1 protein-coding gene is annotated in these 26,407 nt (G+C 63.1%); it reads left to right on the forward strand.

The window, feature by feature from the left end; genetic code table 11:
- Positions 1–92 precede the first annotated feature (92 nt).
- Positions 93–26,318 (forward strand): non-ribosomal peptide synthase/polyketide synthase, encoded by a 26,226-nt coding sequence (locus tag LDZ23_RS34545; RefSeq protein WP_244808886.1) that lies wholly within the window; start codon positions 93–95, stop codon positions 26,316–26,318.
- Positions 26,319–26,407 lie beyond the last annotated feature (89 nt).

Consider the following 26,407-nt stretch of genomic DNA (forward strand, 5'->3'; position numbering starts at 1 on the left):
ACGCGCGTGCGCTTCTTCCACGCGTTCCGATGACGACGTTCTCGACTATCGCTTTCAGAGCACGCGCGTGCTCTCCACTACGGATCGACGCCATGCACGGTTTTCCCATCACGCCCGCTCAATCGGGCATCTTCTTTCGACAGCAACTCGATTTGCGCGATCCGCGCTTCAATCTTGCTCAACTCACGGAGATCATCGGACCGCTCGATGTCGATGCGCTTCAGGCAGCGCTGCGGCAAACCATCGACGAAGCCGAAGGCATGCGCGTGCGCCTCTCCGTCACCGACGGGTTGCCGCGTCAGATCGTCCCCGATGAGCCGTTGCACTTCACACTGCGCGTGGTCGATGTAAGCGATGCACCCGATCCGCTGGAAGCAATCGATCGCGCTGTGCAGATCGCGCTGGCCACCGCCTTCGACCTCGGCCATTGGCCGCTATTCGATGGGCAGCTCTTTCAGGCGAGCCCCACGCGCTTCTTCTTCTTTCAGCGGATTCACCATGTAGCGTTCGATGGCTTTTCGTTTTTGCTGTTCACGCAGCGGCTCGCAGCCATTTACTCGGCACTGATCCAAGGAGACGATCCCGCACCGTCCGGCTGGGCGCGTCTTGCCGATCTCCTCGATAACGACGCCGCGTATCGCGCGTCCAGCGCCTTCGAAAACGATCGGCAGTTCTGGCACGAATACATGGCGGGTTGCCCCGAGCCTGTGATCCTCTCGGCATGCATGGCGCCCGAGCCGATGCCCGCAGAAGCCTATTCGCAGGCGAGCGCGCGGATCCGTCTGTCGCCCGACACGACCGCGCTCATGCGCGATATGGCCGAACGCAACGGCACGACCTGGCCGCAAATCATGACGGCGGTCATGGCCGCCTATGTCGCACGTCTGAGCGGCCAGCCCGAAGTGGTGCTCGGGTTGCCCGTCGCCGCACGCGTCGGACGTCTGGCGAGAAGCGTGCCGGGCATGTTGTCGAATGCGCTGCCGTTACGAGCGATCGTCGACGAACGCACGACAATCGTCGATCTTCTCGATGCCGTCTCGCGGCAAAGCCGCCGCGTGCTGCGTCATCAGCGCTATCGCGTGAAAGATATCCGGCGCGATGTCGGCCGCATCGAAGCCGACAGGCCGCTCTTCGGTCCCACGGTGAACATCATGCCGGAGTACAGCCGTGCGCTGAACTTCGCGGGCTGCATCATCGGCTCGAATCGCTCCTTCTATGGCACGCCCGATGATCTCGCGCTGATCGTGCATGACCAGGGCGATGAACTTGGCATCGAATTGATGTTCGATGGCAATCCGTTGCTCTATACGCCCGAGTCCGTCGAGGCGCACGCGCGCCGCTTCACACGTCTCCTCGAACAAGTGCTCGATCGGCCCGATGCGCCGCTCCATACGCTTCAGCTCGTGTTACCTGAAAGGCAGGCGCTCCTCGAACGCTGGAACGACACGACCGCGCCGTATTCGGAGCATGAGTGCATTCATCGGCTTCTCGAGCAGCAGGCACGGCTCACGCCCGACGCCGTCGCACTCGTCTGCGATGGCGCATCGCTCACGTTTGCGCAGCTCAATGCGCGCGCGAACCGGCTCGCGCATCGGCTCATCGCGCTCGGCGTGCGTCCCGAAGGTCGCGTCGCCTTGTGTATGGAGCGCGGCATCGGCGCGATCGTCGCGTTGTTCGGCATACTCAAGTCGGGCGGCGCTTACATCCCGCTCGATCCAGCTTACCCGGGCGAACGTCTGAGTTACATACTCGGCGATGCCTCGCCTCGGTTGCTCGTCGCCGATGCAGCGGGCCGTCACGCGCTCGGTGATATCGGCGTGCTTACGGTGCTCGATCCGGATGCATCGCTCGACGATGCCCTGCCGAAAGACGATCCGCATGTGCCCGCCCTCGCCTCGCATCATCTCGCGTATGTGATCTACACGTCGGGTTCCACCGGCAAGCCCAAGGGCGTGATGGTCGAGCAACGGCACGTGATGAACCTGCATCATGCGTTGCAATCGACCGTGTTCGCGCATTGCGCGCCGCATGCGGGCGTGACGCTGAACGCAAGCATCGCCTTCGATGCGTCCGTCCAGAATCTCACCGCGTTGCTGTCCGGGCATCGGCTCGTCATCGTTCCCGCCGATGTGCGCACCGACGCGATGGCGCTCGTCGATTTTCTCGACACATCCGGTATCGACGTTTTCGACTGCACGCCGACGCAACTCGAATCGCTGTTCTCGGCCGGTCTGCTCGAACGACGGCAAGCGCCACTGACCGTGCTCGTCGGCGGTGAACCGCTCACGCCGCAGACGTGGAGCCGTCTTGCGCGCGCACAAGGCATACGTGCGTTCAACGTCTATGGTCCGACCGAATGCACGGTAGATGCGACTTTCGCGGAGATCACGCATGAACAGGCGCGACCGGTTATCGGCAAGCCGCTCGCCAACACGCGCACGTATGTGCTCGACGCACGGCGTCGCACGGTGCCGCCTGGCGCGGTGGGCGAGCTGTATATCGGCGGCGCGGGTGTCGCGCGCGGCTATCTGAATCGTCCCGAGCTCACGGCCGAGCGCTTTCTCGACGATCCGTTCGTGCCCGGCGCACGCATGTACCGCACCGGCGATCTCGCCCGCTTTCATCTCGACGGCAATATCGAATTCCTCGGACGCAATGATCTGCAAATCAAGATTCGCGGCTTCCGCATCGAGCCCGGCGAGATCGAGACGCAGATCGCGAGTCATCCGGCCGTGCGCGATGCGGTGGTGATTGCGCGTTCGCGCACGCCCGGCTCGCAGGATCAGCAACTCATCGCCTATGTCACCGCACGCGATGAATTCGGCATCGACGCAAGCGACTTGCGCGAACATCTGAGCACGCGTCTTCCCGACTATATGACGCCCGCCGCGTTCGTTGCGCTCGATGCGCTGCCGCTTACGCCGAGCGGCAAGCTCGATCGCCGCGCGTTGCCCGATCCGCAAGCCGACGCCTTCGCGCTGCGTCCCTTCGAAGCACCGCAAGGTCGCACCGAAAGCGCGCTTGCCGGACTGTGGGCTGAACTGCTGGGAATCGAACGTGTCGGTCGGCATGACAATTTTTTCGCGCTCGGCGGCCACTCGCTGCTCGCGGTGACGCTGATCGAGCGCTTGCGGCGCATCGGGTTGCAAGCGAGCGTGCGAGATCTCTTCGCGACGCCCGTGCTCAGCGCATTCGCCGATGCCATCGATTACGCCGCGCCGAAGTCCGACATTGTCGTGCCGCCCAATGTCATCACGCCCGCGAACAGCGCCATCACGCCGGACATGCTGCCGCTCATCTCGCTGACGCAGACGGATATCGATCGCATCGCCGATCAAATGCCTGGCGGAATCTCTAACGTTCAGGATATCTATGCACTCGCGCCGCTTCAGGAAGGCATCCTGTTTCATCACATGCTCACGACGGAAGGCGATCCGTATCTGCAAACCGCGCGCCTCGCGTTCGACAGCCGCGCCCGTCTCGATGCATGGGTCGATGCGTTGCAACACGTCGTCGCGCGGCATGACATTCTGCGCACTGCGTTCGTTCACGAAGGCGTGACGACGGCGGCGCAAGTCGTCCTGCGTCATGCGCCCGTGACGATCGTCGAGGTCGACGATCTGACGCATCATTTCGATGCGCGCACGCAGCGCCTCGATCTCGCTCGCGCGCCCCTGATGCAGATTGCAATCGCACGCGACGCGAGCGGGGATCGCTGGCTGATGCAATTGAACTGGCATCATCTGATCGGCGATCATGCGACGCTCGAGGTCATGCATGCGGAAATCGGCGCGATTCTCGAGGGCCGCGCGCACGCGTTGGGCGCGGCGCAACCATTCCGCGACCTTGTCGCGCAGGCCCGGCTCGGGGCGAACCATGACGCGCAGGAAGCCTTTTTCCGCGACATGCTCGCCGATGTCAGCGAGCCCACGTTGCCGTTCGGCTTGACCGATGTGCATCACGACGGCTCGGCCGTCGCCGAAGCGCAGATCACGCTGCCCGCCGAACTCGATGCGCGTCTGCGCGCGCAGGCCCGGCATATCGGCGTCAGTCTCGCGAGTCTCTGTCATCTCGCGTGGGCGCGCGTGTTGAACGCGGGCAGCGCACTGGATTCCGATGGGTGCGTGGTATTCGGCACCGTGTTGCTCGGACGCATGCAGGCGGGCGTCGACCAGGCGCTCGGGCTCGTAATCAACACCTTGCCGGTTCGCTTCGACATCGACGACGCTTCCGTCGCTGACAGCGCGCGTCTTGCGCATGACCGTCTCGCCGCGCTGCTGCAGCATCAGCATGCCCCGCTCGCGCTCGCTCAACGATGCAGCGGCGTCGCCGCGCCCGCGCCGCTCTTCAATGCGCTGCTCAACTATCGTCATAATCGCGCATCCGACGACCGGCACACCCACGGCATCGAACTGCTCGGCGCCGAAGAGCGCACCAATTATCCGCTGACGTTGTGCGTCGATGACAACGGCGATAGTCTCGGTCTCATCGCGCAGACCGTTGCGCCGCTGTCGCCCGCACAGCTCTGTGGATATATGGCGCAGGCTTTGTCGAGCCTTGCGCACGCACTCGAAGAAGCGCCGCAAACGCCAGTGAATCAGCTCGACGTCGTGCCGCCCGACACGTATGAGCTGCTGGTGAAGACATGGAACGACACGGCTTCGTATCCATCGGACATGTGCATTCACCAGCTTTTCGAGCAACAGGCCAGGCGCGTGCCCGACGCGGTCGCGCTCGTCTTCCAAGATCAATCCATGACCTATGCGAAGCTCAATGCGCGAGCGAACCGGCTCGCGCATCGTCTGATCGCGCTGGGCGTGGGGCCGGAAGATCGCGTCGCGTTATGCGTGGAGCGTGGCATCGGCATGATGGTCGCGTTGCTCGCGATCCTCAAGTCCGGTGGCGCTTATGTGCCGCTCGATCCCGCTTATTCGGGCGAGCGCCTGAGCCACATTCTCAGCGACTCGACGCCGCGCCTGTTGCTCGCCGACGCCCCCGGCCGCGCGGCGCTCGGCGATACGGGCGAGCTTACCGTGATCGATCCCGATGCATTGCTCGACGACGACATCTCGCAAGACGATCCGGTCACGGCCGTCGCTCCGTCGCATCTCGCATACGTGATCTACACGTCCGGCTCTACCGGCAAGCCCAAGGGTGTGATGATCGAGCACGCGCAGATCGTTCGCCTCTTCGATGCGACGCACGACTGGTTCAATTTCGATGAACGCGACGTATGGTGCCTGTTCCACTCGTTCGCCTTCGACTTCTCGGTCTGGGAAATGTGGGGCGCGCTGCGTTATGGCGGCAAGCTCGTGATCGTGCCGCAACAGCTTGCGCGCTTCGCGCCCGACTTTCTTCGACTGCTTCAGCGGGAACGCGTGACCGTACTGAATCAGACACCGAGCGCGTTTCGCGCATTGATTCAGGCGCAGGAGACGAACGATGCGCCCACCGCGTTGCGCTATGTGATATTCGGCGGCGAGGCGTTGAATCCTTCGATGCTGGAGCCGTGGTACGCGCGTCATCCGGATCGGCATCCGCGCCTCGTCAACATGTACGGCATCACCGAGACGACCGTGCATGTGACTTATCGACCGCTCGATCGCGAAGACTGCGCGGACAGCCACAGCCCGATCGGCGTGCGCATTCCTGACCTCACGATCTATCTGCTCGATGCGCAACAGCGGCTCGCGCCTGTCGGTGCGGTCGGCGAGTTGTATGTCGGCGGCGCGGGCGTGGCGCGCGGCTATCTCAATCGGCCCGAGCTGACCGCGGAGCGTTTCATCGACGATCCCTTCGTTCCGGGCGCGCGGCTCTATCGCACGGGCGATCTCGGACGGTATCGTCCCGATGGCAGTCTGGAGTTTTTCGGGCGCAACGATCATCAGGTCAAGGTTCGAGGCTTTCGTATCGAGTTGGGAGAGATCGAAGCGCAGATCGCCAGTCATCCGGCGGTGCGCGAAGCCGTCGTCATCGCGCGCGCACGCGATGAAGCGACGCAGGATCAGCAACTCATCGCCTATATCACCGGCGTTTCCGACATCGACACGAGCGACCTTCGCGAGCATCTCGGTTCGCGTCTGCCGGATTACATGGTGCCGTCCGCGTTCGTGACGCTCGATGCCTTGCCGCTTACGACGAACGGCAAGCTGGATCGACGCGCGCTGCCTGATCCGCAATGGCAGAACCTCGCCGTGTATGTCGCGCCGCGGACATCGCTCGAGACATCGCTTGCCGAGTGCTTTGCCAGCGTGCTCGGCCTCGAACGCGTGAGCATCTTCGATGACTTCTTTGCGCTTGGCGGGCACTCGCTGCTCGCCACGCAACTCGTCTCGCGACTGCGCGAAGCCCTGTCGATCGAATTGTCCTTGCGCACGCTGTTCGATGCGCCGAGCGTCGCCGCGCTCGCCGACGCGTTGGAGGACACGGCTCATCGCGCCGGGGCGCGCCCGCCGTTGCAAGCGTTGCCGCGTCCCGCGCAAGTGCCGCTGTCGTTCGCACAGGAACGCTTGTGGTTCCTCGATCAACTCGATCCGGGACAATCGACGTACAACATACCCGTCGCCGTGCGCCTTTTCGGCTCGCTCGATGTTCACGCATTCGAAACCGCGTTGAACGCGCTCGTGGCACGTCACGAGAGCCTTCGCACATCGTTCGTGGAGCACAACGGCCAAGCGATGCAATGCATAGCGCCCAGTCTGAAGATCGCGCTGCCGATCATCGAACTCGATGAACGCGTCGCCGATGAGCAAAGCGCCGAGGTTCACCGTCTCGCGCAGATCGAAGCCTCGCGCGCCTTCGATCTTCAACATGGACCGCTGCTTCGCGCGCGATTGCTGCGGTTGTCATCCGCTGAACATGTCCTGTTGTTCACGATGCATCACATCGTCTCGGACGGCTGGTCTATCGGCGTGCTCGTTCGCGAACTCGGCGCATGCTATACGGCTGCCGTGCGCAAGGAGCCGGTTGCGCTTCCGCCCTTGCCCGTGCAGTACGCCGACTTCACGATTTGGCAGCGTGCCTGGCTCGCCGATGCGGAACTGGAACGCCAGACGCAATACTGGCGCGGTCGTCTTGCCGATCTCGCGCCGCTGGACTTGCCTCTCGACCGTCCACGCCCCGCACAGATCAGCGGACGCGGCGCGACCTTGCCTTTCGCGCTCGGCCCCGCGCTGTGCGAACGGCTGTATGCGTTCGCGCAGCGGGAAGGCGTCACGCCTTTCATGCTGCTACTCGCCGTGTTCCAGACGCTGCTTGCGCGCCTTTCCGGACAGAACGATGTCGCCGTCGGCTCGCCCATCGCCAATCGCACGCATGCACAGATCGAGCCACTCATCGGCCTCTTCGTCAATACGCTCGTGCTGCGCGCCGATCTTTCGGGATCGCCGTCGTTGCGTACGTTGCTCACGCAAGTCCGCGAAACGACGCTCGCTGCTTACGCGCATCAGGATTTGCCGTTCGAAAAGCTCGTCGAAGCACTCGCGCCGGTTCGGGACACTAGCCGCCCCGCGTTGTTTCAGGTGATGTTCGTGTTACAGAACGCGCCGCTCGAACCACTCGCGCTGCCCGGCCTCACGCTGGAACCGCTGCCACCGGCCGAAGCCGGCGCCAAGTTCGATCTCACGTTGGACCTGACTCATACGCAAGACCATCTGACCGGCAGCCTGAACTACGCCACCGACCTCTTCGATGAACGCACCATCGCGCGCTTCGGCGAGCGCTTCGCGCGCTTGCTCGAACAGGCGCTCGATCAGCCCGATGCGCCGCTCTTTGCGCTCGACATCGTGCTGCCCGAGGAGCACGCGCTCCTCGAACGATGGAATGACACGACAACGGCTTATCGCGACGATGTTTGCATTCAGCAACTCTTCGAAGAGCAAGTCCGGCGCACGCCGGATGCCCTCGCGCTCATCTTCGCGGACCAGTCGCTCACGTACACGCAGCTCGATGCGCGCGCGAACCTGCTTGCGCATCGGCTGATCGCGCTCGGCGTGCAAGCGGAAGATCGCGTCGCGTTCTGCATGGAACGCGGCATCGGAGGAATCGTCGCGTTGATGGCGATACTGAAGGCAGGCGGCGCGTACGTGCCGCTCGATCCCGCTTATCCGGGCGAACGCCTGACGCATATCCTCACCGATGCGATGCCTCGTCTGCTCATTGCCGATGCCGCCGGTCGCGAAGCATTGGGCGACACGGGTTCGCTCACTGTCATCGATCCGCAAGCAGCGCTCGACGACGCGTATCCGCAGGATGATCCGCACCCGAACGTCAGGCCGAGCAACCTTGCTTATGTGATCTATACATCGGGTTCGACCGGCAAGCCCAAAGGCGTGGCGATCGAGCACGGAACGCTCGTCGCGTCCACCTTCGCGCGGCACCGGTTCTATGAGCGCGCACCGAACGAACGCTTCCTGCTGCTGTCGTCGCTCGCGTTCGACAGCTCCGTCGCAGGCCTCTTCGGCACACTCACGAACGGAGGCTGTCTTGCGCTCGTCGATCTCGATACCGCGCGAGACCCGGACGCGATCATCGAACTGGTGCGGCACCGCGACATCACGCGTGTGTTGTGCGTGCCGTCGCTCGGTCAGGCCATTCTCGACAGTATGTCGTCGAGCGATGATCATAAGCTTCGCGAGATCATCGTAGCGGGCGAAGCGTGCCCGCCCGGACTCGCGAAGCAAAGCTCCACGCTGCCTCGACCGGTCGCCCTCTACAACGAATACGGTCCGACGGAAGCGACGGTTTGGGCGACCGCGTATCGGTGCCTGCCGGAAGAGTCGAACCCGGTGCCGATCGGCGGTCCCATCGCGAACACGCGCATCTATCTGCTCGACGCCGAGCGCCGCCTGATGCCTATCGGCGCCGTGGGCGAACTCTATGTCGGCGGCGCGGGTGTCGGACGCGGCTATCTGAACCGTCCCGAACTCACCGCTGAGCGCTTCCTCGACGATCCCTTCGTACCGGGCGGGCGCATGTATCGCACCGGCGACATCGCACGCTATCGCGCCGATGGCAACATCGAATTTCTCGGACGCAACGATCATCAAGTCAAGATTCGCGGTTTCCGTATCGAACTCGGCGAGATCGAGGCGCAGATCGCGAGTCATCCGTCGGTGCGGGAGGCTGTCGTCATCGCGCGCGCGCGGCATGAAGCGACGCAGGATCAGCAACTCATCGCGTACGTCACCGGTACGGACGAGATCGACGCGGGCATGTTGCGCGAACATCTTGCATCGGGCTTACCCGATTACATGGTGCCCTCGGCGTTCGTGGTGCTCGATGCCTTGCCGCTGACGCCCAACGGCAAGCTCGATCGTCGCGCATTGCCCGATCCGCAGTGGCAGGATCAGGCCACATATGTCGCGCCGCGCACATCGCTGGAAGAAACCCTCGCGCAATGCTTTGCCAGTGTGCTCGGCCTTCAACGTGTCGCCGTGTTCGATAACTTCTTCTCGCTGGGCGGTCATTCGCTGCTGGCCACGCAACTCGTTTCGCGCGTGCGCCAAGCGCTCTCCATCGACTTGCCGCTGCGTGCCTTGTTCGATGCGCCGAGCGTTGCAGCGCTTGCCGAAGTGCTTGCGCTCGATGAGTCACGTCGCGTCGCGAGCGCCTTGCCGCCTCTGCAAGCACGCGAGCGACCCGCTCATCTGCCGCTTTCCTTCGCGCAGGAACGTATGTGGTTCCTCGAACAACTGGATCCCGGACAATCCGCGTATAACATTCCAGTCGCGGTGCGTCTGAACGGATCGCTCGATGTGCCGTCATTCGAGACCGCGCTGAACGCGCTCGTGGAGCGTCACCAGAGCTTGCGAACCACGTTCGCGCAATACGACGGACAGGCCGTGCAATGCATCGCGCCGCACTTGCACATCGCGCTGCCGGTCATCGCGCTCGATGCGCTTGCATCTGATGCGCAAGCCGCCGAACTGCGTCGACTCGCGCAGGACGAAGCCACGCGGGCATTCGATCTTCAGCGCGGTCCGTTGCTGCGCGCACTCCTGCTGCGCGTTGCACAAGACGAACATGTGCTGCTGTTCACGATGCATCATATCGTCTCGGATGGCTGGTCGACGGGCGTGCTCGTGCGTGAACTCGGTGCGGGCTATGCGGCTGCGTTACGCAATGAGCCTGTTTCACTGCCGCCGCTGGCCGTGCAATACGCCGACTTCACCTTGTGGCAGCGCGATTGGCTGGCGGGTGCAGAACTCGACCGTCAGACGCAATACTGGCGCAATCAGCTCGCCGAACTCGCACCGCTGAACCTGCCCGCCGATCGCCCACGTCCATCGCAAATGAGCGGACGCGGTGCGAGTGTGCCATTCGCGGTAGGTGCCGCGTTATGCGAACGGATCGACGCGCTTGCGAATCGGGAGGGCGTCACGCCGTTCATGCTGCTGCTCGCCGTGTTCCAGACGCTGCTCGCGCGACTGTCCGGTCAAAACGACATCGCCATAGGGTCGCCGATCGCAAACCGCACGCATGCGCAGACGGAACCGCTCATCGGCCTGTTCGTCAACACGCTCGTCTTGCGCGCCGATCTTTCGGGATCGCCGTCGCTGCGTGACCTGCTCGCGCAAGTGCGTGAGACCACGCTCGCCGCTTACGCCCATCAGGACTTGCCGTTCGAGAAGCTCGTCGAAGCGCTCGCGCCGGTTCGCGACACCAGCCGCACGGCGTTGTTCCAGGTCATGTTCGTCCTTCAGAACGCGCCGATGGAGCCGCTCGCGCTGCCCGGCCTGACGCTGGAAGTGATGCGCCCCGCCGATGCCGGCGCGAAGTTCGATCTCACGCTGAATCTGACGCATACACAAGATCGATTCCAAGGCACGCTCGCTTATGCGACCGACCTGTTCGATGAACAGACGATCGTGCGCATGGGCGAACGCTTCACGCGTCTGCTCGAACAGGCGCTCGATCAACCGGATGCGCCCTTGCACGCGTTCGAACTGGTGCTGCCTGACGAGCATGCGCTGCTCGAACGATGGAACGACACGGCCGAGGCGCATCCCGAAGATGCATGCGTCCATCGTCTGTTCGAGCAGCAGGTACGACGCTCGCCTGAAGCGACCGCGCTGGTATTCGAAGGCGAATCGCTCACGTATGCCGAACTCAATGCGCGCGCGAATCGGCTTGCGCATCGAATGATCGCGCTCGGCGTCCGGCCGGACGATCGCGTCGCGCTGTGCATGCAGCGCAGCATCGGCATAATCGTCGCGTTGATGGCGATACTCAAGGCAGGCGGCGCTTACGTGCCGCTCGATCCGGCTTATCCGGGCGAGCGCCTGAACCATATCCTCACCGATGCCGCGCCGCGTCTGCTGCTCGCCGATGCCGCGGGCCGGGAAGCATTGGGCGACACCGGCGCGCTCGACGTACTCGAAATCGATGCATCGCTCGATGAAGCGCTCCCACAAGAGAACCCGCAAACGAACGTCGCGCCGCATCATCTCGCCTACGTCATCTACACCTCCGGCTCCACCGGCAAGCCCAAGGGCGTGATGGTCGAACATCGCCATGTCGTGAATCTGCATTACGCGCTGCAATCGACGGTGTTCGCACGTTGCGCCGCGCGCTCCGGCATCGGTCTGAACGCGAGCATCGCGTTCGACTCTTCATTGAAGAGCCTCACGGCGCTGCTTGCAGGTCATCGACTGATCGTGATTCCCGCCGACGTGCGCACCGATAGTGCGGTGCTCATCGACTATCTGAACAACGCCGATATCGACGTGCTCGACTGCACGCCCACTCAACTCGATGTCATGCTCGCCAGCGGCTTGCTCGAACGCCGGCGGTCGAAGCTGACCTTGCTTATCGGCGGCGAAGCGATCACACAACAGACGTGGAATCGACTGGCGAACGCTGAACAGATTCGCGCGTTCAACGTCTACGGTCCGACCGAATGCACCGTCGATGCGGCGCTTACCGAGATCACGGCTGACCAGGTGCAGCCGGTCATCGGCAAGCCGATTGCCAACGCGCGCATCTATCTGCTCGATGCGCACCTTCGGCGGGTTCCGCCGGGCGCGATCGGTGAGTTGTTTATAGGCGGCGCGGGTGTGTCGCGTGGTTATCTGAACCGGCCCGAACTCACGGCCGAACGTTTCATCGATGATCCGTTCATCGCGGGCGCGCGCATGTATCGAACCGGCGATATCGCGCGTTATCGCGCCGATGGCAATATCGAGTTCCTCGGACGCAACGATCATCAAGTCAAGATACGCGGCTTCCGTATCGAGCTCGGCGAGATCGAAGCGCACGTCGCCAGTCATCCGTCGGTGCGCGAGGCTGTCGTCATCGGCCGCATGCGGCATCAAAAAACGCTGGATCAGCAACTCGTCGCTTATGTTACGGCAACCGGCGATATCGACATCGAGGCACTTCGGGAACATGCACGTTCTCGTCTGCCCGACTATATGGTGCCGTCGGCCTTCGTGCTGCTCGACGCGCTGCCGCTGACACCCAACGGCAAGCTCGATCGTCGCGCGTTGCCCGATCCTGAATGGCAAAACCTTGCCGCGTATGTCGCGCCGCGCACCTTGCTCGAACACACGCTCGCGAAGTGCTTCGCCGATGTACTCGGCCTCGAACGCGTGAGCGTCTTCGACAACTTCTTCTCGCTCGGCGGCCATTCGCTGCTTGCTACGCAACTCGTCTCGCGTTTGCGTCAGACGCTTGCGATCGAGCTGCCCTTGCGGACGCTGTTCGATGCGCCTGGCGTCGCTTTGCTTGCCGAAGCGCTGACGCTCGATGCGCCTTCGGATCGCGCGAGCATCTTGCCGCCTTTGCAGACGCGCGAGCGCCCCGCGCATCTGCCGTTGTCCTTCGCGCAGGAACGTTTATGGTTCCTCGAGCAACTCAACCCGGGTCAGTCCGCGTATCACATTCCAGTGGCCGTGCGTCTCACCGGATCGCTCGATGCTCGGGCGTTGCAGACCGCGATGAACGCGCTCATCGATCGGCATGAAGTCCTGCGCACTTGCTTCGCGCAACACGACGGCGTTCCGGTTCAACGCATCGCAATGCAAGCGCAGGTCACCGTGCCGCTGATCGCGCTCGATACGCTCGATGCCGATGCGCAGGCCACCGAAGTCCGCCGCCTCGCACAAGATGAGGCAACACGCGCATTCGATCTTGAACAGGGTCCGCTGCTCCGAGCGAGATTGCTGCGCCTGTCCGCGCGAGAGCATGTCCTGCTGTTCACGATCCATCACATCATCTACGATGGCTGGTCGACGGGCGTGCTCGTGCGTGAACTCGGCGCGTGCTACACGGCGGCGTTGTCGAACGCGCCTGCTGCGTTGCCGCCGCTCGATGTGCAGTACGCCGACTTCACCTTGTGGCAGCGCGATTGGCTCGCCGGCGCCGAGCTCGAAAGACAGACTCGGTACTGGCGCGATCGGCTCGAAGGCCTCGCGCCGCTCGATCTGCCGACCGATCACCCCCGGCCCTCGCACATCAGCGGGCGCGGCGCCAGCTTGCCCTTCGCCCTCAGCCCGGCGCTTTCCGAGCGGCTGATCGCGCTCGCGCAACGCGAAGGCGCCACGCCCTTCATGCTGCTGCTCGCCGTCTTCCAGACGCTCCTCGCGCGTTTGTCCGGGCAAACGGATATCGCGGTGGGCTCGCCGATCGCCAATCGCACGCATGCGCAAGTCGAGCCGCTCATCGGCCTGTTCATCAATACGCTCGTCATGCGCGCGGATCTCTCCGGCTCGCCTTCGTTGCGTACATTGCTCAGGCAAGTTCGCGATACGACGCTCGCCGCGTACGCGCATCAGGACTTGCCGTTCGAGAAGCTCGTCGAAGCACTCGCGCCCGCTCGCGATACTAGCCGTACGGCGCTCTTCCAGGCGATGTTCGTGTTGCAGAACGCCCCGACGGAGCCGCTCGCCTTGCCCGGACTCACGCTCGAGTTGCTGCCTCCTTCCGAAGCCGGCGCGAAGTTCGATCTCACGTTGAAGCTCGCGCACACGCAAGGGCGCTTTACCGGTAGCCTGAGCTACGCATCCGATCTTTTCGACGAGCACACGATTGCGAGGCTCGGGGAACGCTTCGCGCGTCTGCTCGAACAAGCGCTAGAAAAACCCGATGCGCCTCTGCAGGCGTTCGACATCGTGCTACCCGAAGAGCATGCATCCCTCAGGCGATGGAACGACACCACTGCTGCGTATCCCGAGCACTTGAGTATCCATCAACTTTTTGCCCAACAGGTCCGACGCTCGCCCGATGCGATCGCGCTCGTTTTCGAAGACGAATCCCTCACGTATGCGCAACTCGATGCGCGCGCTAATCGGCTTGCGCACCATCTCATCGCGCTTGGCGTCGAACCGGAACATCGCGTCGCGTTGTGCATGGAGCGCGGCATCGACATGATCGTCGCGTTGATGGCGATACTCAAGGCAGGCGCTGCGTATGTGCCGCTCGATCCCGCCTCGGTCGCCGAGCGCCTCGCGTACATGCTCGACGACGCCGATGTATCGCTGCTCGTGACTCAGACATCGTTGCTCGACGGTCTTTCACGGGTCGCGCTTAACGTCTCGATCGTTTGTCCCGACGACGAAGCGTGCCGTATCGAAGCATGTCCCGATATCGATCCCGCCATTGACCTGCAGTCGCACAGCCCCGCGTATGTGATCTACACGTCCGGCTCGACCGGCAAGCCCAAGGGCGTCGTGCTGAGTCATCGGAATCTATCGAACTATCTGAGCGGCGTGCTTGCGAGGATGAACGTGCTCGCGCCGTGCAAGATGGCCCTCGCTTCAACCATCGCGACCGATCTGGGCAATACGATTCTGTTCGGTGCGCTGGTCGCTGGCCACGAGCTGCATGTGCTGTCGAACGACCGCACCACTGACAGCTATCTGTTCGGGCAGTACATGCGTCAGCGCGGAATCGATGTGCTCAAGATCGTGCCCGGACATTTGCGCGCGCTCGTTGACGTTACGCTCGACACCGCGCCTGCATTGCCGACGCAATTGCTCGTGCTAGGCGGGGAAGCGACGCGCTCCGACTGGATCCGCCGCGTGCAGGCACTGAAGCCCGGCATGCGCATTCTGAATCACTATGGCCCGACCGAGACGACCGTGGGCGTGTTGACGCATGCCTATCACGATGACATCGCATACGGCATGTCGATTCCCATCGGGAGACCGCTGGCCAACACGCGAGCCTATGTTCTCGATGAATTCCTGCGTCCTGTGCCGCTCGGCGTGACGGGTGAGTTGTATATCGGCGGTACGGGTCTCGCGAGCGGCTATCTGCGGCGCGCGGCGCTCACCGCGCAGCGCTTCGTCGCCGACCCCTTCGCTTCCGGCGAGCGCATGTACCGCACAGGCGATCTCGCACGTTATCGTGCCGATGGCAACATCGAGTTCCTCGGCCGCAACGATCATCAGGTGAAGGTGCGCGGCTTCCGTATCGAGCTCGGCGAGATCGAAGCGCAACTCGTGGATCATGCCGCCGTGCGTGAAGCGGTCGTCATCGCGCGGGCCCGCAGCGAAGCCTCGCAGGATCAGCAACTCATCGCTTATGTCACGCTGCTCGCCGATGTCGATGCCAGTGTCTTGCGCGAGCATCTCGCCGAGCGCTTGCCCGATTACATGGTGCCCTCAGCGATCGTCATGCTCGATGCACTGCCGCTCACGCCCAACGGCAAGCTCGACCGTCACGCGCTGCCCGATCCGCACGCCGATGCCTTCGCGTTGCGTCCCTTCGAAGCGCCTTTGGGTGAGACCGAATCGTCGCTCGCCGATCTGTGGGCCGAATTGCTGGGCCTCGATCGCGTCGGCCGGCAGGATAACTTCTTCGCGCTCGGCGGCCATTCGCTGCTGGCCGTCACGCTCATCGAACGCATGCGCCGCATCGGCCTGCACGCCAATGTGCGCGATCTCTTCGCCACGCCCGTGCTCAGCACGCTTGCCGCATCGATCGAGCGCGGTGCGATTGCGCACGATATCGTCGTGCCGCCCAATGTCATCACGCCCGACACGACCGCGCTCACCCCTGCCATGCTGCCGCTCATCGCCTTGACGCAAGCGGATATCGACTCCATCGTCGAACAAGTCCCGGGCGGCATAACGAACGTGCAGGACATTTACGCGCTCGCACCGCTGCAGGAAGGCATTCTGTTCCATCACATGCTGAGCACCGAGGGCGACCCGTATCTGCAAACCGCGCGCATCGCCTTCGATAGCCGCGAGCGTCTGGATGCCTGGCTCGATGCGCTGCAACGGATCATCGCACGGCACGACATCCTGCGCACCGCCTTCATCCACGACGGCATCAGCACGCCCGCGCAAGTCGTCTGTCGCCAAGCGCCTGTCACCATCGATGAGATCGAGCTCGATCCCGCGCACGGTCCGGCTGTCGATCAACTCGCGCGTCTGTTCGATGCGCGCTCGCAACGCCTGCCTCTGCATCGGGCGCCCCTGCTTCGGCTCACCCTCGCGAAGGAACACGATTCGCCGCGCTGGCTCGCGCTGCTCGTGTGGCATCACCTGATCGGCGATCACGTTACGCTCGAAGTGATTCAGAAAGAGATCAGCGCATTGCTCGAGGGCCATGCCGATGCGCTCGATGTGGCGCAACCGTTTCGCGATCTGGTCGCGCAGGCGCGGCTCGGCGCCACTCAGCAGGAGCATGAAGCGTTCTTCCGCGACATGCTCGCCGCGCTCAGCGAGCCCACGCTGCCCTTCGGCTTCACCGATGTGCATCACGACGGCTCCTCGGTTGCCGAAGCTCGCGTGACGTTGCCCGCGGCGTTGAACACGCGTCTGCGCACGCAGGCGCGAGACCTCGGCGTCAGTCTCGCCAGTCTCTGTCATCTCGCATGGGCGCGTGTGCTCGACGCGGCAAGCACCGGCGATGGCCGCATCGTCTTCGGCACCGTGCTGCTCGGGCGCATGCAGGCAGGTGTCGATCAGGCGCTCGGGCTGCTCATCAACACCTTGCCGATTCGCCTCGATGTGAACGATGTCTCTGTTGTCGATAGCGTGCGTGACACGCATCAACGTCTCGCGGCCTTGCTGCAGCATCAGCATGCTCCGCTCGCACTCGCTCAGCGATGCAGTGGCGTGGCCGCGCCCGCGCCGCTCTTTAGCGCGCTGCTGAACTATCGCCACAACCAGGCCGTCGCCGATGAACAATATGCCTTCGAGGGGATCGAGCTGCTGGGCGCCGAAGAGCGCACCAACTATCCGCTCATGCTCGCTGTCGAAGACAACGGCGAGAGCCTTGGCTTGACCGCGCAAACGCTCGCGCCGCTCTCGCCCGATCAGTTGTGCGGGTACATGGAGCAAGCGTTATCGAGCCTCGTGCAGGCACTCGAGCAGGCACCGCAGACGCCCGTCGACCAACTCGATGTGCTGCCGCCCAAGACGCGTCAGTTACTGGTCCAGACGTGGAACGATACGGCTGCGTCGTACCCTGTCGATCTGTGCATTCATCAGTTGTTCGAGCAGCAGGTCGAGCGCACGCCCGATGCGATCGCGCTGATCTTTGGAGATCAGACGCTCACGTATGCGCAACTCAATGCGCGTGCCAATCGGCTCGCGCATCATTTGATCAAGTTGGGCGTGCGTCCGGAAGATCGCGTGGCGCTGTGCGTGGAGCGTGGCATCGGCATGGTGGTGGCGTTGCTCGCGATACTCAAAGCGGGCGGCGCCTATGTGCCGCTCGATCCGGCTTACCCCGGCGAACGCCTGACTCACATCCTCACTGACTCGACGCCGCGCCTCTTGCTCGCCGATGCCATCGGCCGTGAAGCACTCGGCGATACGGGTACGTTGAGCGTGCTCGATCCGGACGCATCGCTCGATGCATCAGAGGACAATCCTCAAACCAGAATCGAACCACATCATCTCGCATACGTGCTCTTTACATCGGGCTCCACAGGCAAGCCCAAAGGCGTGATGATCGAGCATCGCCAGATGCTGAACTTCCTGTGCTCGATGCGCGATATCACCTCGATGAACGCCGCCGACACACTGCTCGCTGTCACGACGATATCCTTCGATATCGCGGGCCTGGAGTTGTATTTACCCTTGAGCGCCGGCGCGTGCATCGTGCTCGCATCGCGCAACGATGCGGCCGATCCGCTCGCGTTGCAAGCGCTCATCGATGCACACGCCATCAGCTTCATGCAGGCGACCCCGGCCACCTGGCGCATGCTGCTCGACACGCAGTGGAGCGGCAGCGCGAAGCTTACCGCGCTGTGCGGCGGCGAAGCGTTGTCCGCGAACCTCGCGGCGCGTCTGAACGAGAAGGTCAAGGCGCTGTGGAATCTCTACGGTCCGACTGAAACGACGGTCTGGTCCTCGTGCTATCGCACGGGCCGCGACGCGCATAGGTCATCCACGGTATCGGTCGGCCGGCCGATTGCCAACACGCGTCTGTACGTGCTCGATGCGCACTACCGGCTCGTGCCGCCGGGTGCCGTGGGCGAGTTGTATATCGGTGGCGCGGGGGTGGCGCGTGGTTATCTCAATCGTGCCGAGCTCACCGCCGAGCGCTTCCTCGACGATCCGTTCATTGCCGATGCGCGCATCTATCGCACGGGCGATCTCGCGCGCTATCGCGCCGATGGCAATCTCGAGTTCCTCGGACGCAACGATCATCAGGTCAAGATTCGCGGTTTCCGGATCGAACTCGGCGAGATCGAAGCGCAGCTCGCGAGTCATCCGGCCGTGCGCGAGGCCGTCGTCATCGCACGGGCGCGGCGTGAAGAGACGCAGGACCAGCAGCTCATCGCCTATGTCACTGGCGCCACCGCTATCGATACGAACGCGCTTCGCGAGCATGTGACTGCGCGCTTGCCGGATTACATGGTGCCATCGGCGTTCGTCACGCTCGATGCGCTGCCGCTCACGCCCAACGGCAAGCTCGATCGGCGCGCATTGCCCGATCCGCAGTGGCAGGATCTCGCCGCTTATGTCGCGCCGCGCACCTCGCTCGAACATACGCTCGCGCAGTGCTTTGCCAGCGTCCTCGGACTCGAGCGCGTGAGTGTCTTCGACAACTTCTTCGCGCTCGGCGGGCATTCGTTGCTGGCCACGCAACTCGTATCGCGCTTGCGTCAGGCGCTTTGCATCGAATTGCCCTTACGAACATTGTTCGATGCGCCGACGGTGGCTTCGCTCGGCGAAACCTTACAGCAGGAAGCGGGTCGCGTGAGCGCAATCCCGACACTGCAAGCACGCACGCGGCCGCAGCATTTACCGCTGTCTTTTGCGCAGGAACGCTTGTGGTTCCTCGAACAGCTCAACCCCGGACAGTCGACCTATAACATTCCGGTAGCCGTGCGCCTGAGCGGGTCGCTCGATGTTCCGGCGCTCGACACTGCGTTGAATGCCCTCGTGGAGCGTCACGAAAGCCTGCGTACTTCCTTCGTGCAACAAGACGGGCAGGCGGTTCAATGTATCGCGACGCAATTGCGGATCGCACTGCCTCTCGTCGAACTCGGCACGCTCGCCTCCGACGCGCAAGCCGCCGAAGTCCGCCGGATCACGCAAGCCGAAGCCACGCGAGCCTTCGATCTTCAGCACGGGCCGCTTCTTCGCGCGCGGCTGCTTCGCCTCGCCGAAGACGAGCATGTGCTGCTCTTCGCGATGCATCACATCATCTCCGATGGCTGGTCCATCGGCGTGCTCGTGCGTGAACTCGGCGCGTGCTATGAGGCCGCGTTGCATGACGAAGCGCTCGCTTTGCCGCCGTTGGCCGTGCAGTATGCCGACTTTACGTTGTGGCAGCGCGATTGGCTCACCGGCGCGGAACTCGATCGACAGACGCAATACTGGCGCACTCAGCTCGCCGAACTCGCACCGCTCGATCTGCCGACCGATCGCCCTCGCCCTGCGCGGATCAGCGGACGTGGCGCAACATTGCCCTTTTCGCTGAGTCCCAACTTGTCGGAGCGCGTGACCACGCTCGCGCATCGAGAAGGCGTGACGCCATTCATGGTGCTGCTCGCCACACTCCAGACGCTTCTTGGTCGTCTCTCCGGGCAATCGCAAGTGGCAGTCGGCTCGCCGATCGCCAATCGCACGCATGCACAGATCGAACCGCTCATCGGTCTGTTCGTCAATACGCTCGTATTGCGTGCGAATCTGTCGGGCGCGCCCAGCATGCGCGAATTGCTCACGCAAGTGCGCGATACGACGCTCGCCGCTTACGCACATCAGGACCTGCCTTTCGAAAAACTCGTCGAAGCCCTCGCGCCGGCGCGCGACACGAGCCGTACGCCGCTCTTTCAAGTGATGCTCGTCTTGCAGAATGCGCCGCTCGAGGCGCTTGCTTTGCCCGGTCTCACGCTGGAACTTCTGCCCCCGGCCGAAGCCGGCGCCAAGTTCGACCTCACGCTGAACCTGACTCACACGCACGACCGCTTCGCGGGCAGCATCAGCTACGCAAGCGATCTTTTCGATAGGCAGACTATCGTGCGTTTCGGCGAACGCTTCACGCGCTTGCTGGATCAGGCGCTCGCGCGGCCCGATGTACCGTTACATGCGCTCGAACTCGTGTTGCCTGAAGAGTATACGCTGTTCGATCGATGGAACGACACGGCAGCCGCCTACCCCGAGCACCTCTCCATGCATCAGCTTTTCGAGCAACAGGTTCGACGCACGCCCGATGCCACCGCGCTCATCTTCGAAGACGAATCCCTCACGTATGCGGAGCTGAATGCGCGTGCGAATCGGCTTGCTCATCGACTGATCGCGCTGCGCGTGCGTCCGGAAGATCGCGTCGCGTTATGCATGGAGCGGCGCGTCGGCATGATCGTCTCGTTGATAGCCACGCTCAAGGCGGGCGGCGCATACGTGCCGCTCGATCCTGCGTATCCGGGTGAACGGCTGAATCACATTCTTGCCGATGCCGCGCCTCGATTGCTGATCGCCGATGCAGCCGGCCGTCATGCGTTGGGCGACACGGGCACTCTGACGGTACTCGATCTTCATGCATCCGACGACGAAACGCTCTCGCAGGCCGATCCGCAAGCACCGGTCGCGCCGCACAACCTCGCGTATGTGATCTATACGTCGGGATCGACGGGCAAGCCGAAGGGCGTCGCCATCGAACATCGAAACGCCGTCAACTTCCTGAACTGGGCGCAGAACGCCTTTACATCGAAAGAGCTTTCACACACGCTGTTTGCCACATCGATCAATTTCGATCTTTCGATCTATGAATGCTTCGCACCGTTGACCTGCGGCGCCACCGTGCATCTCGTCGACAACGTCCTCGCACTTTCCAGGAAGCCGCACGATGTGAGCCTGGTCAACACGGTGCCTTCGGCAATCACTTCTCTACTCGATGCAGGCGCATCGCTCGCATCCGTCGAGACTATCAACCTTGCGGGCGAGCCGCTCAGGCTCGCGCTGATGAAACGCATCTTCGCCGAGACCGATATCGAACGATTGTGCAATCTGTATGGCCCGTCCGAGACGACCACTTACTCGACGTGGATCGAGATGCATAGGGGCGATCACCTGAAGGAGACCATCGGCAAGCCGATCGCCAACACCCGCGTCTATCTGCTCGATGCGCGATGCAAGCCGGTGCCGCTCGGCACGGTGGGCGAAGTGTATATCGGCGGCGCGGGCGTGGCGCGTGGCTATCTCAACCGGCCTGAACTCACCGCCGAACGCTTCCGCGACGATCCGTTCATGCCCGGCGATCGCATGTACCGCACAGGCGATCTCGCACGTTATCGTGCCGATGGCAACATCGAGTTCCTCGGCCGCAACGATCATCAGGTGAAGGTGCGCGGCTTCCGTATCGAGCTCGGCGAGATCGAAGCGCAACTCGTGGATCATGCCGCCGTGCGTGAAGCGGTCGTCATCGCGCGGGCCCGCAGCGAAGCCTCGCAGGATCAGCAACTCATCGCTTATGTCACGCTGCTCGCCGATGTCGATGCCAGTGTCTTGCGCGAGCATCTCGCCGAGCGCTTGCCCGATTACATGGTGCCCTCAGCGATCGTCATGCTCGATGCACTGCCGCTCACGCCCAACGGCAAGCTCGACCGTCACGCGCTGCCCGATCCGCACGCCGATGCCTTCGCGTTGCGTCCCTTCGAAGCGCCTTTGGGTGAGACCGAATCGTCGCTCGCCGATCTGTGGGCCGAATTGCTGGGCCTCGATCGCGTCGGCCGGCAGGATAACTTCTTCGCGCTCGGCGGCCATTCGCTGCTGGCCGTCACGCTCATCGAACGCATGCGCCGCATCGGCCTGCACGCCAATGTGCGCGATCTCTTCGCCACGCCCGTGCTCAGCACGCTTGCCGCATCGATCGAGCGCGGTGCGATTGCGCACGATATCGTCGTGCCGCCCAATGTCATCACGCCCGACACGACCGCGCTCACCCCTGCCATGCTGCCGCTCATCGCCTTGACGCAAGCGGATATCGACTCCATCGTCGAACAAGTCCCGGGCGGCATAACGAACGTGCAGGACATTTACGCGCTCGCACCGCTGCAGGAAGGCATTCTGTTCCATCACATGCTGAGCACCGAGGGCGACCCGTATCTGCAAACCGCGCGCATCGCCTTCGATAGCCGCGAGCGTCTGGATGCCTGGCTCGATGCGCTGCAACGGATCATCGCACGGCACGACATCCTGCGCACCGCCTTCATCCACGACGGCATCAGCACGCCCGCGCAAGTCGTCTGTCGCCAAGCGCCTGTCACCATCGATGAGATCGAGCTCGATCCCGCGCACGGTCCGGCTGTCGATCAACTCGCGCGTCTGTTCGATGCGCGCTCGCAACGCCTGCCTCTGCATCGGGCGCCCCTGCTTCGGCTCACCCTCGCGAAGGAACACGATTCGCCGCGCTGGCTCGCGCTGCTCGTGTGGCATCACCTGATCGGCGATCACGTTACGCTCGAAGTGATTCAGAAAGAGATCAGCGCATTGCTCGAGGGCCATGCCGATGCGCTCGATGTGGCGCAACCGTTTCGCGATCTGGTCGCGCAGGCGCGGCTCGGCGCCACTCAGCAGGAGCATGAAGCGTTCTTCCGCGACATGCTCGCCGCGCTCAGCGAGCCCACGCTGCCCTTCGGCTTCACCGATGTGCATCACGACGGCTCCTCGGTTGCCGAAGCTCGCGTGACGTTGCCCGCGGCGTTGAACACGCGTCTGCGCACGCAGGCGCGAGACCTCGGCGTCAGTCTCGCCAGTCTCTGTCATCTCGCATGGGCGCGTGTGCTCGACGCGGCAAGCACCGGCGATGGCCGCATCGTCTTCGGCACCGTGCTGCTCGGGCGCATGCAGGCAGGTGTCGATCAGGCGCTCGGGCTGCTCATCAACACCTTGCCGATTCGCCTCGATGTGAACGATGTCTCTGTTGTCGATAGCGTGCGTGACACGCATCAACGTCTCGCGGCCTTGCTGCAGCATCAGCATGCTCCGCTCGCACTCGCTCAGCGATGCAGTGGCGTGGCCGCGCCCGCGCCGCTCTTTAGCGCGCTGCTGAACTATCGCCACAACCAGGCCGTCGCCGATGAACAATATGCCTTCGAGGGGATCGAGCTGCTGGGCGCCGAAGAGCGCACCAACTATCCGCTCATGCTCGCTGTCGAAGACAACGGCGAGAGCCTTGGCTTGACCGCGCAAACGCTCGCGCCGCTCTCGCCCGATCAGTTGTGCGGGTACATGGAGCAAGCGTTATCGAGCCTCGTGCAGGCACTCGAGCAGGCACCGCAGACGCCCGTCGACCAACTCGATGTGCTGCCGCCCAAGACGCGTCAGTTACTGGTCCAGACGTGGAACGATACGGCTGCGTCGTACCCTGTCGATCTGTGCATTCATCAGTTGTTCGAGCAGCAGGTCGAGCGCACGCCCGATGCGATCGCGCTGATCTTTGGAGATCAGACGCTCACGTATGCGCAACTCAATGCGCGTGCCAATCGGCTCGCGCATCATTTGATCAAGTTGGGCGTGCGTCCGGAAGATCGCGTGGCGCTGTGCGTGGAGCGTGGCATCGGCATGGTGGTGGCGTTGCTCGCGATACTCAAAGCGGGCGGCGCCTATGTGCCGCTCGATCCGGCTTACCCCGGCGAACGCCTGACTCACATCCTCACTGACTCGACGCCGCGCCTCTTGCTCGCCGATGCCATCGGCCGTGAAGCACTCGGCGATACGGGTACGTTGAGCGTGCTCGATCCGGACGCATCGCTCGATGCATCAGAGGACAATCCTCAAACCAGAATCGAACCACATCATCTCGCATACGTGCTCTTTACATCGGGCTCCACAGGCAAGCCCAAAGGCGTGATGATCGAGCATCGCCAGATGCTGAACTTCCTGTGCTCGATGCGCGATATCACCTCGATGAACGCCGCCGACACACTGCTCGCTGTCACGACGATATCCTTCGATATCGCGGGCCTGGAGTTGTATTTACCCTTGAGCGCCGGCGCGTGCATCGTGCTCGCATCGCGCAACGATGCGGCCGATCCGCTCGCGTTGCAAGCGCTCATCGATGCACACGCCATCAGCTTCATGCAGGCGACCCCGGCCACCTGGCGCATGCTGCTCGACACGCAGTGGAGCGGCAGCGCGAAGCTTACCGCGCTGTGCGGCGGCGAAGCGTTGTCCGCGAACCTCGCGGCGCGTCTGAACGAGAAGGTCAAGGCGCTGTGGAATCTCTACGGTCCGACTGAAACGACGGTCTGGTCCTCGTGCTATCGCACGGGCCGCGACGCGCATAGGTCATCCACGGTATCGGTCGGCCGGCCGATTGCCAACACGCGTCTGTACGTGCTCGATGCGCACTACCGGCTCGTGCCGCCGGGTGCCGTGGGCGAGTTGTATATCGGTGGCGCGGGGGTGGCGCGTGGTTATCTCAATCGTGCCGAGCTCACCGCCGAGCGCTTCCTCGACGATCCGTTCATTGCCGATGCGCGCATCTATCGCACGGGCGATCTCGCGCGCTATCGCGCCGATGGCAATCTCGAGTTCCTCGGACGCAACGATCATCAGGTCAAGATTCGCGGCTTCCGGATCGAACTCGGCGAGATCGAAGCGCAGCTCGCGAGTCATCCGGCCGTGCGCGAGGCCGTCGTCATCGCACGCGCGCGGCGTGAAGAGACGCAGGACCAGCAGCTCATCGCCTATGTCACTGGCGCCACCGCTATCGATACGAATGCGCTTCGCGAGCATGTGACTGCGCGCTTGCCGGATTACATGGTGCCATCGGCGTTCGTCACGCTCGATGCGCTTCCGCTCACGCCCAACGGCAAGCTCGATCGGCGCGCATTGCCCGATCCGCAGTGGCAGGATCTCGCCGCTTATGTCGCGCCGCGCACCTCGCTCGAACATACGCTCGCGCAGTGCTTTGCCAGCGTCCTCGGACTCGAGCGCGTGAGTGTCTTCGATAACTTCTTCGCGCTCGGCGGGCATTCGTTGCTGGCTGTTCAGTTGATGGCATCGATTCACGCGAAGCTCGGCCAGGACATTTCGATTCGCGTTCTCTTCAATGCGCCATCGGTCGCGGAACTCGCCGATCAACTGAACGCCGCGCCTTCGAACAACGAATTCGATCCGATTCTGCCTATCCGGGCATCGGGGAGCGGCGCACCGCTCTTCTGCATTCATCCGGTCGGCGGACTGGCGTGGAGTTATGCGGGTCTCGCGAAGATCATCGATGACGACCGGCCCCTCTACGCCGTCCAGACGCCGGCGTTGAAGGAGCCCGGCTACCGTCCCGCGAGCATCGTCGACATGGCGGCGGACTATATCGCGCGCATCCGCACGGTTCAGCCTCACGGTCCCTATCACCTCCTCGGCTGGTCCTTCGGCGGACTGCTCGCGTACGAAATGGCGACGCAACTGCAAAACCTTGGCGAGAAGATCGGCGAGCTCGTGTTGCTGGATTCGCGTCTTCCGGACGGACTCACTGCATCCGAAGTCGATGAATGGGCGCTGTTCGCCGCGACGTTCCCGGACATGTCGCCCGATCTGACGCTCACGCTTCAGGCATTGCAATCGACCACCGAGCGCGTGGTCGCGCTGCGTGAGCATCGGCTGATACCGGCGTATATCACCGACGAGCACGTCACAACGCTGATCGGCACGACGCAACGGAACATGCAGTTGCAATCGATGTACACGCCCCGGTCGTTCCATGGCGATATCGTCTATTTCACGGCGACGCGCTCCGAAGCGCCCGGACAACCCCGACGTAGCGCGCAATGGCGAGCGTGCGTGAATGGTTCGATCGTGAACTACGACATCGACTGCATGCATGGCGAGATGTGCCTGCCATCGTCGCTCGCGATGATCGGACAGAACCTCGCATCGATGAATGTGATTGGTGCATCAGCGAAGTAGAGAACGAACAGCGCCACGGGCTTAGGCCGGTGGCGCTGCTATCGAACGAAGGAATGGAAGGAGTGAAAAGAGTGCGCCGAGGCCGCCGA

Source organism: Caballeronia zhejiangensis, assembly GCF_022879815.1.
In the GTDB taxonomy this organism is placed as follows: domain Bacteria; phylum Pseudomonadota; class Gammaproteobacteria; order Burkholderiales; family Burkholderiaceae; genus Caballeronia; species Caballeronia zhejiangensis.

What these genes read in the sequence shown, in the direction of transcription:
- LDZ23_RS34545 (WP_244808886.1), top strand. Translation starts at nt 93, where the DNA reads ATGCACGGTTTTCCCATCACGCCCGCTCAATCGGGCATCTTCTTTCGA.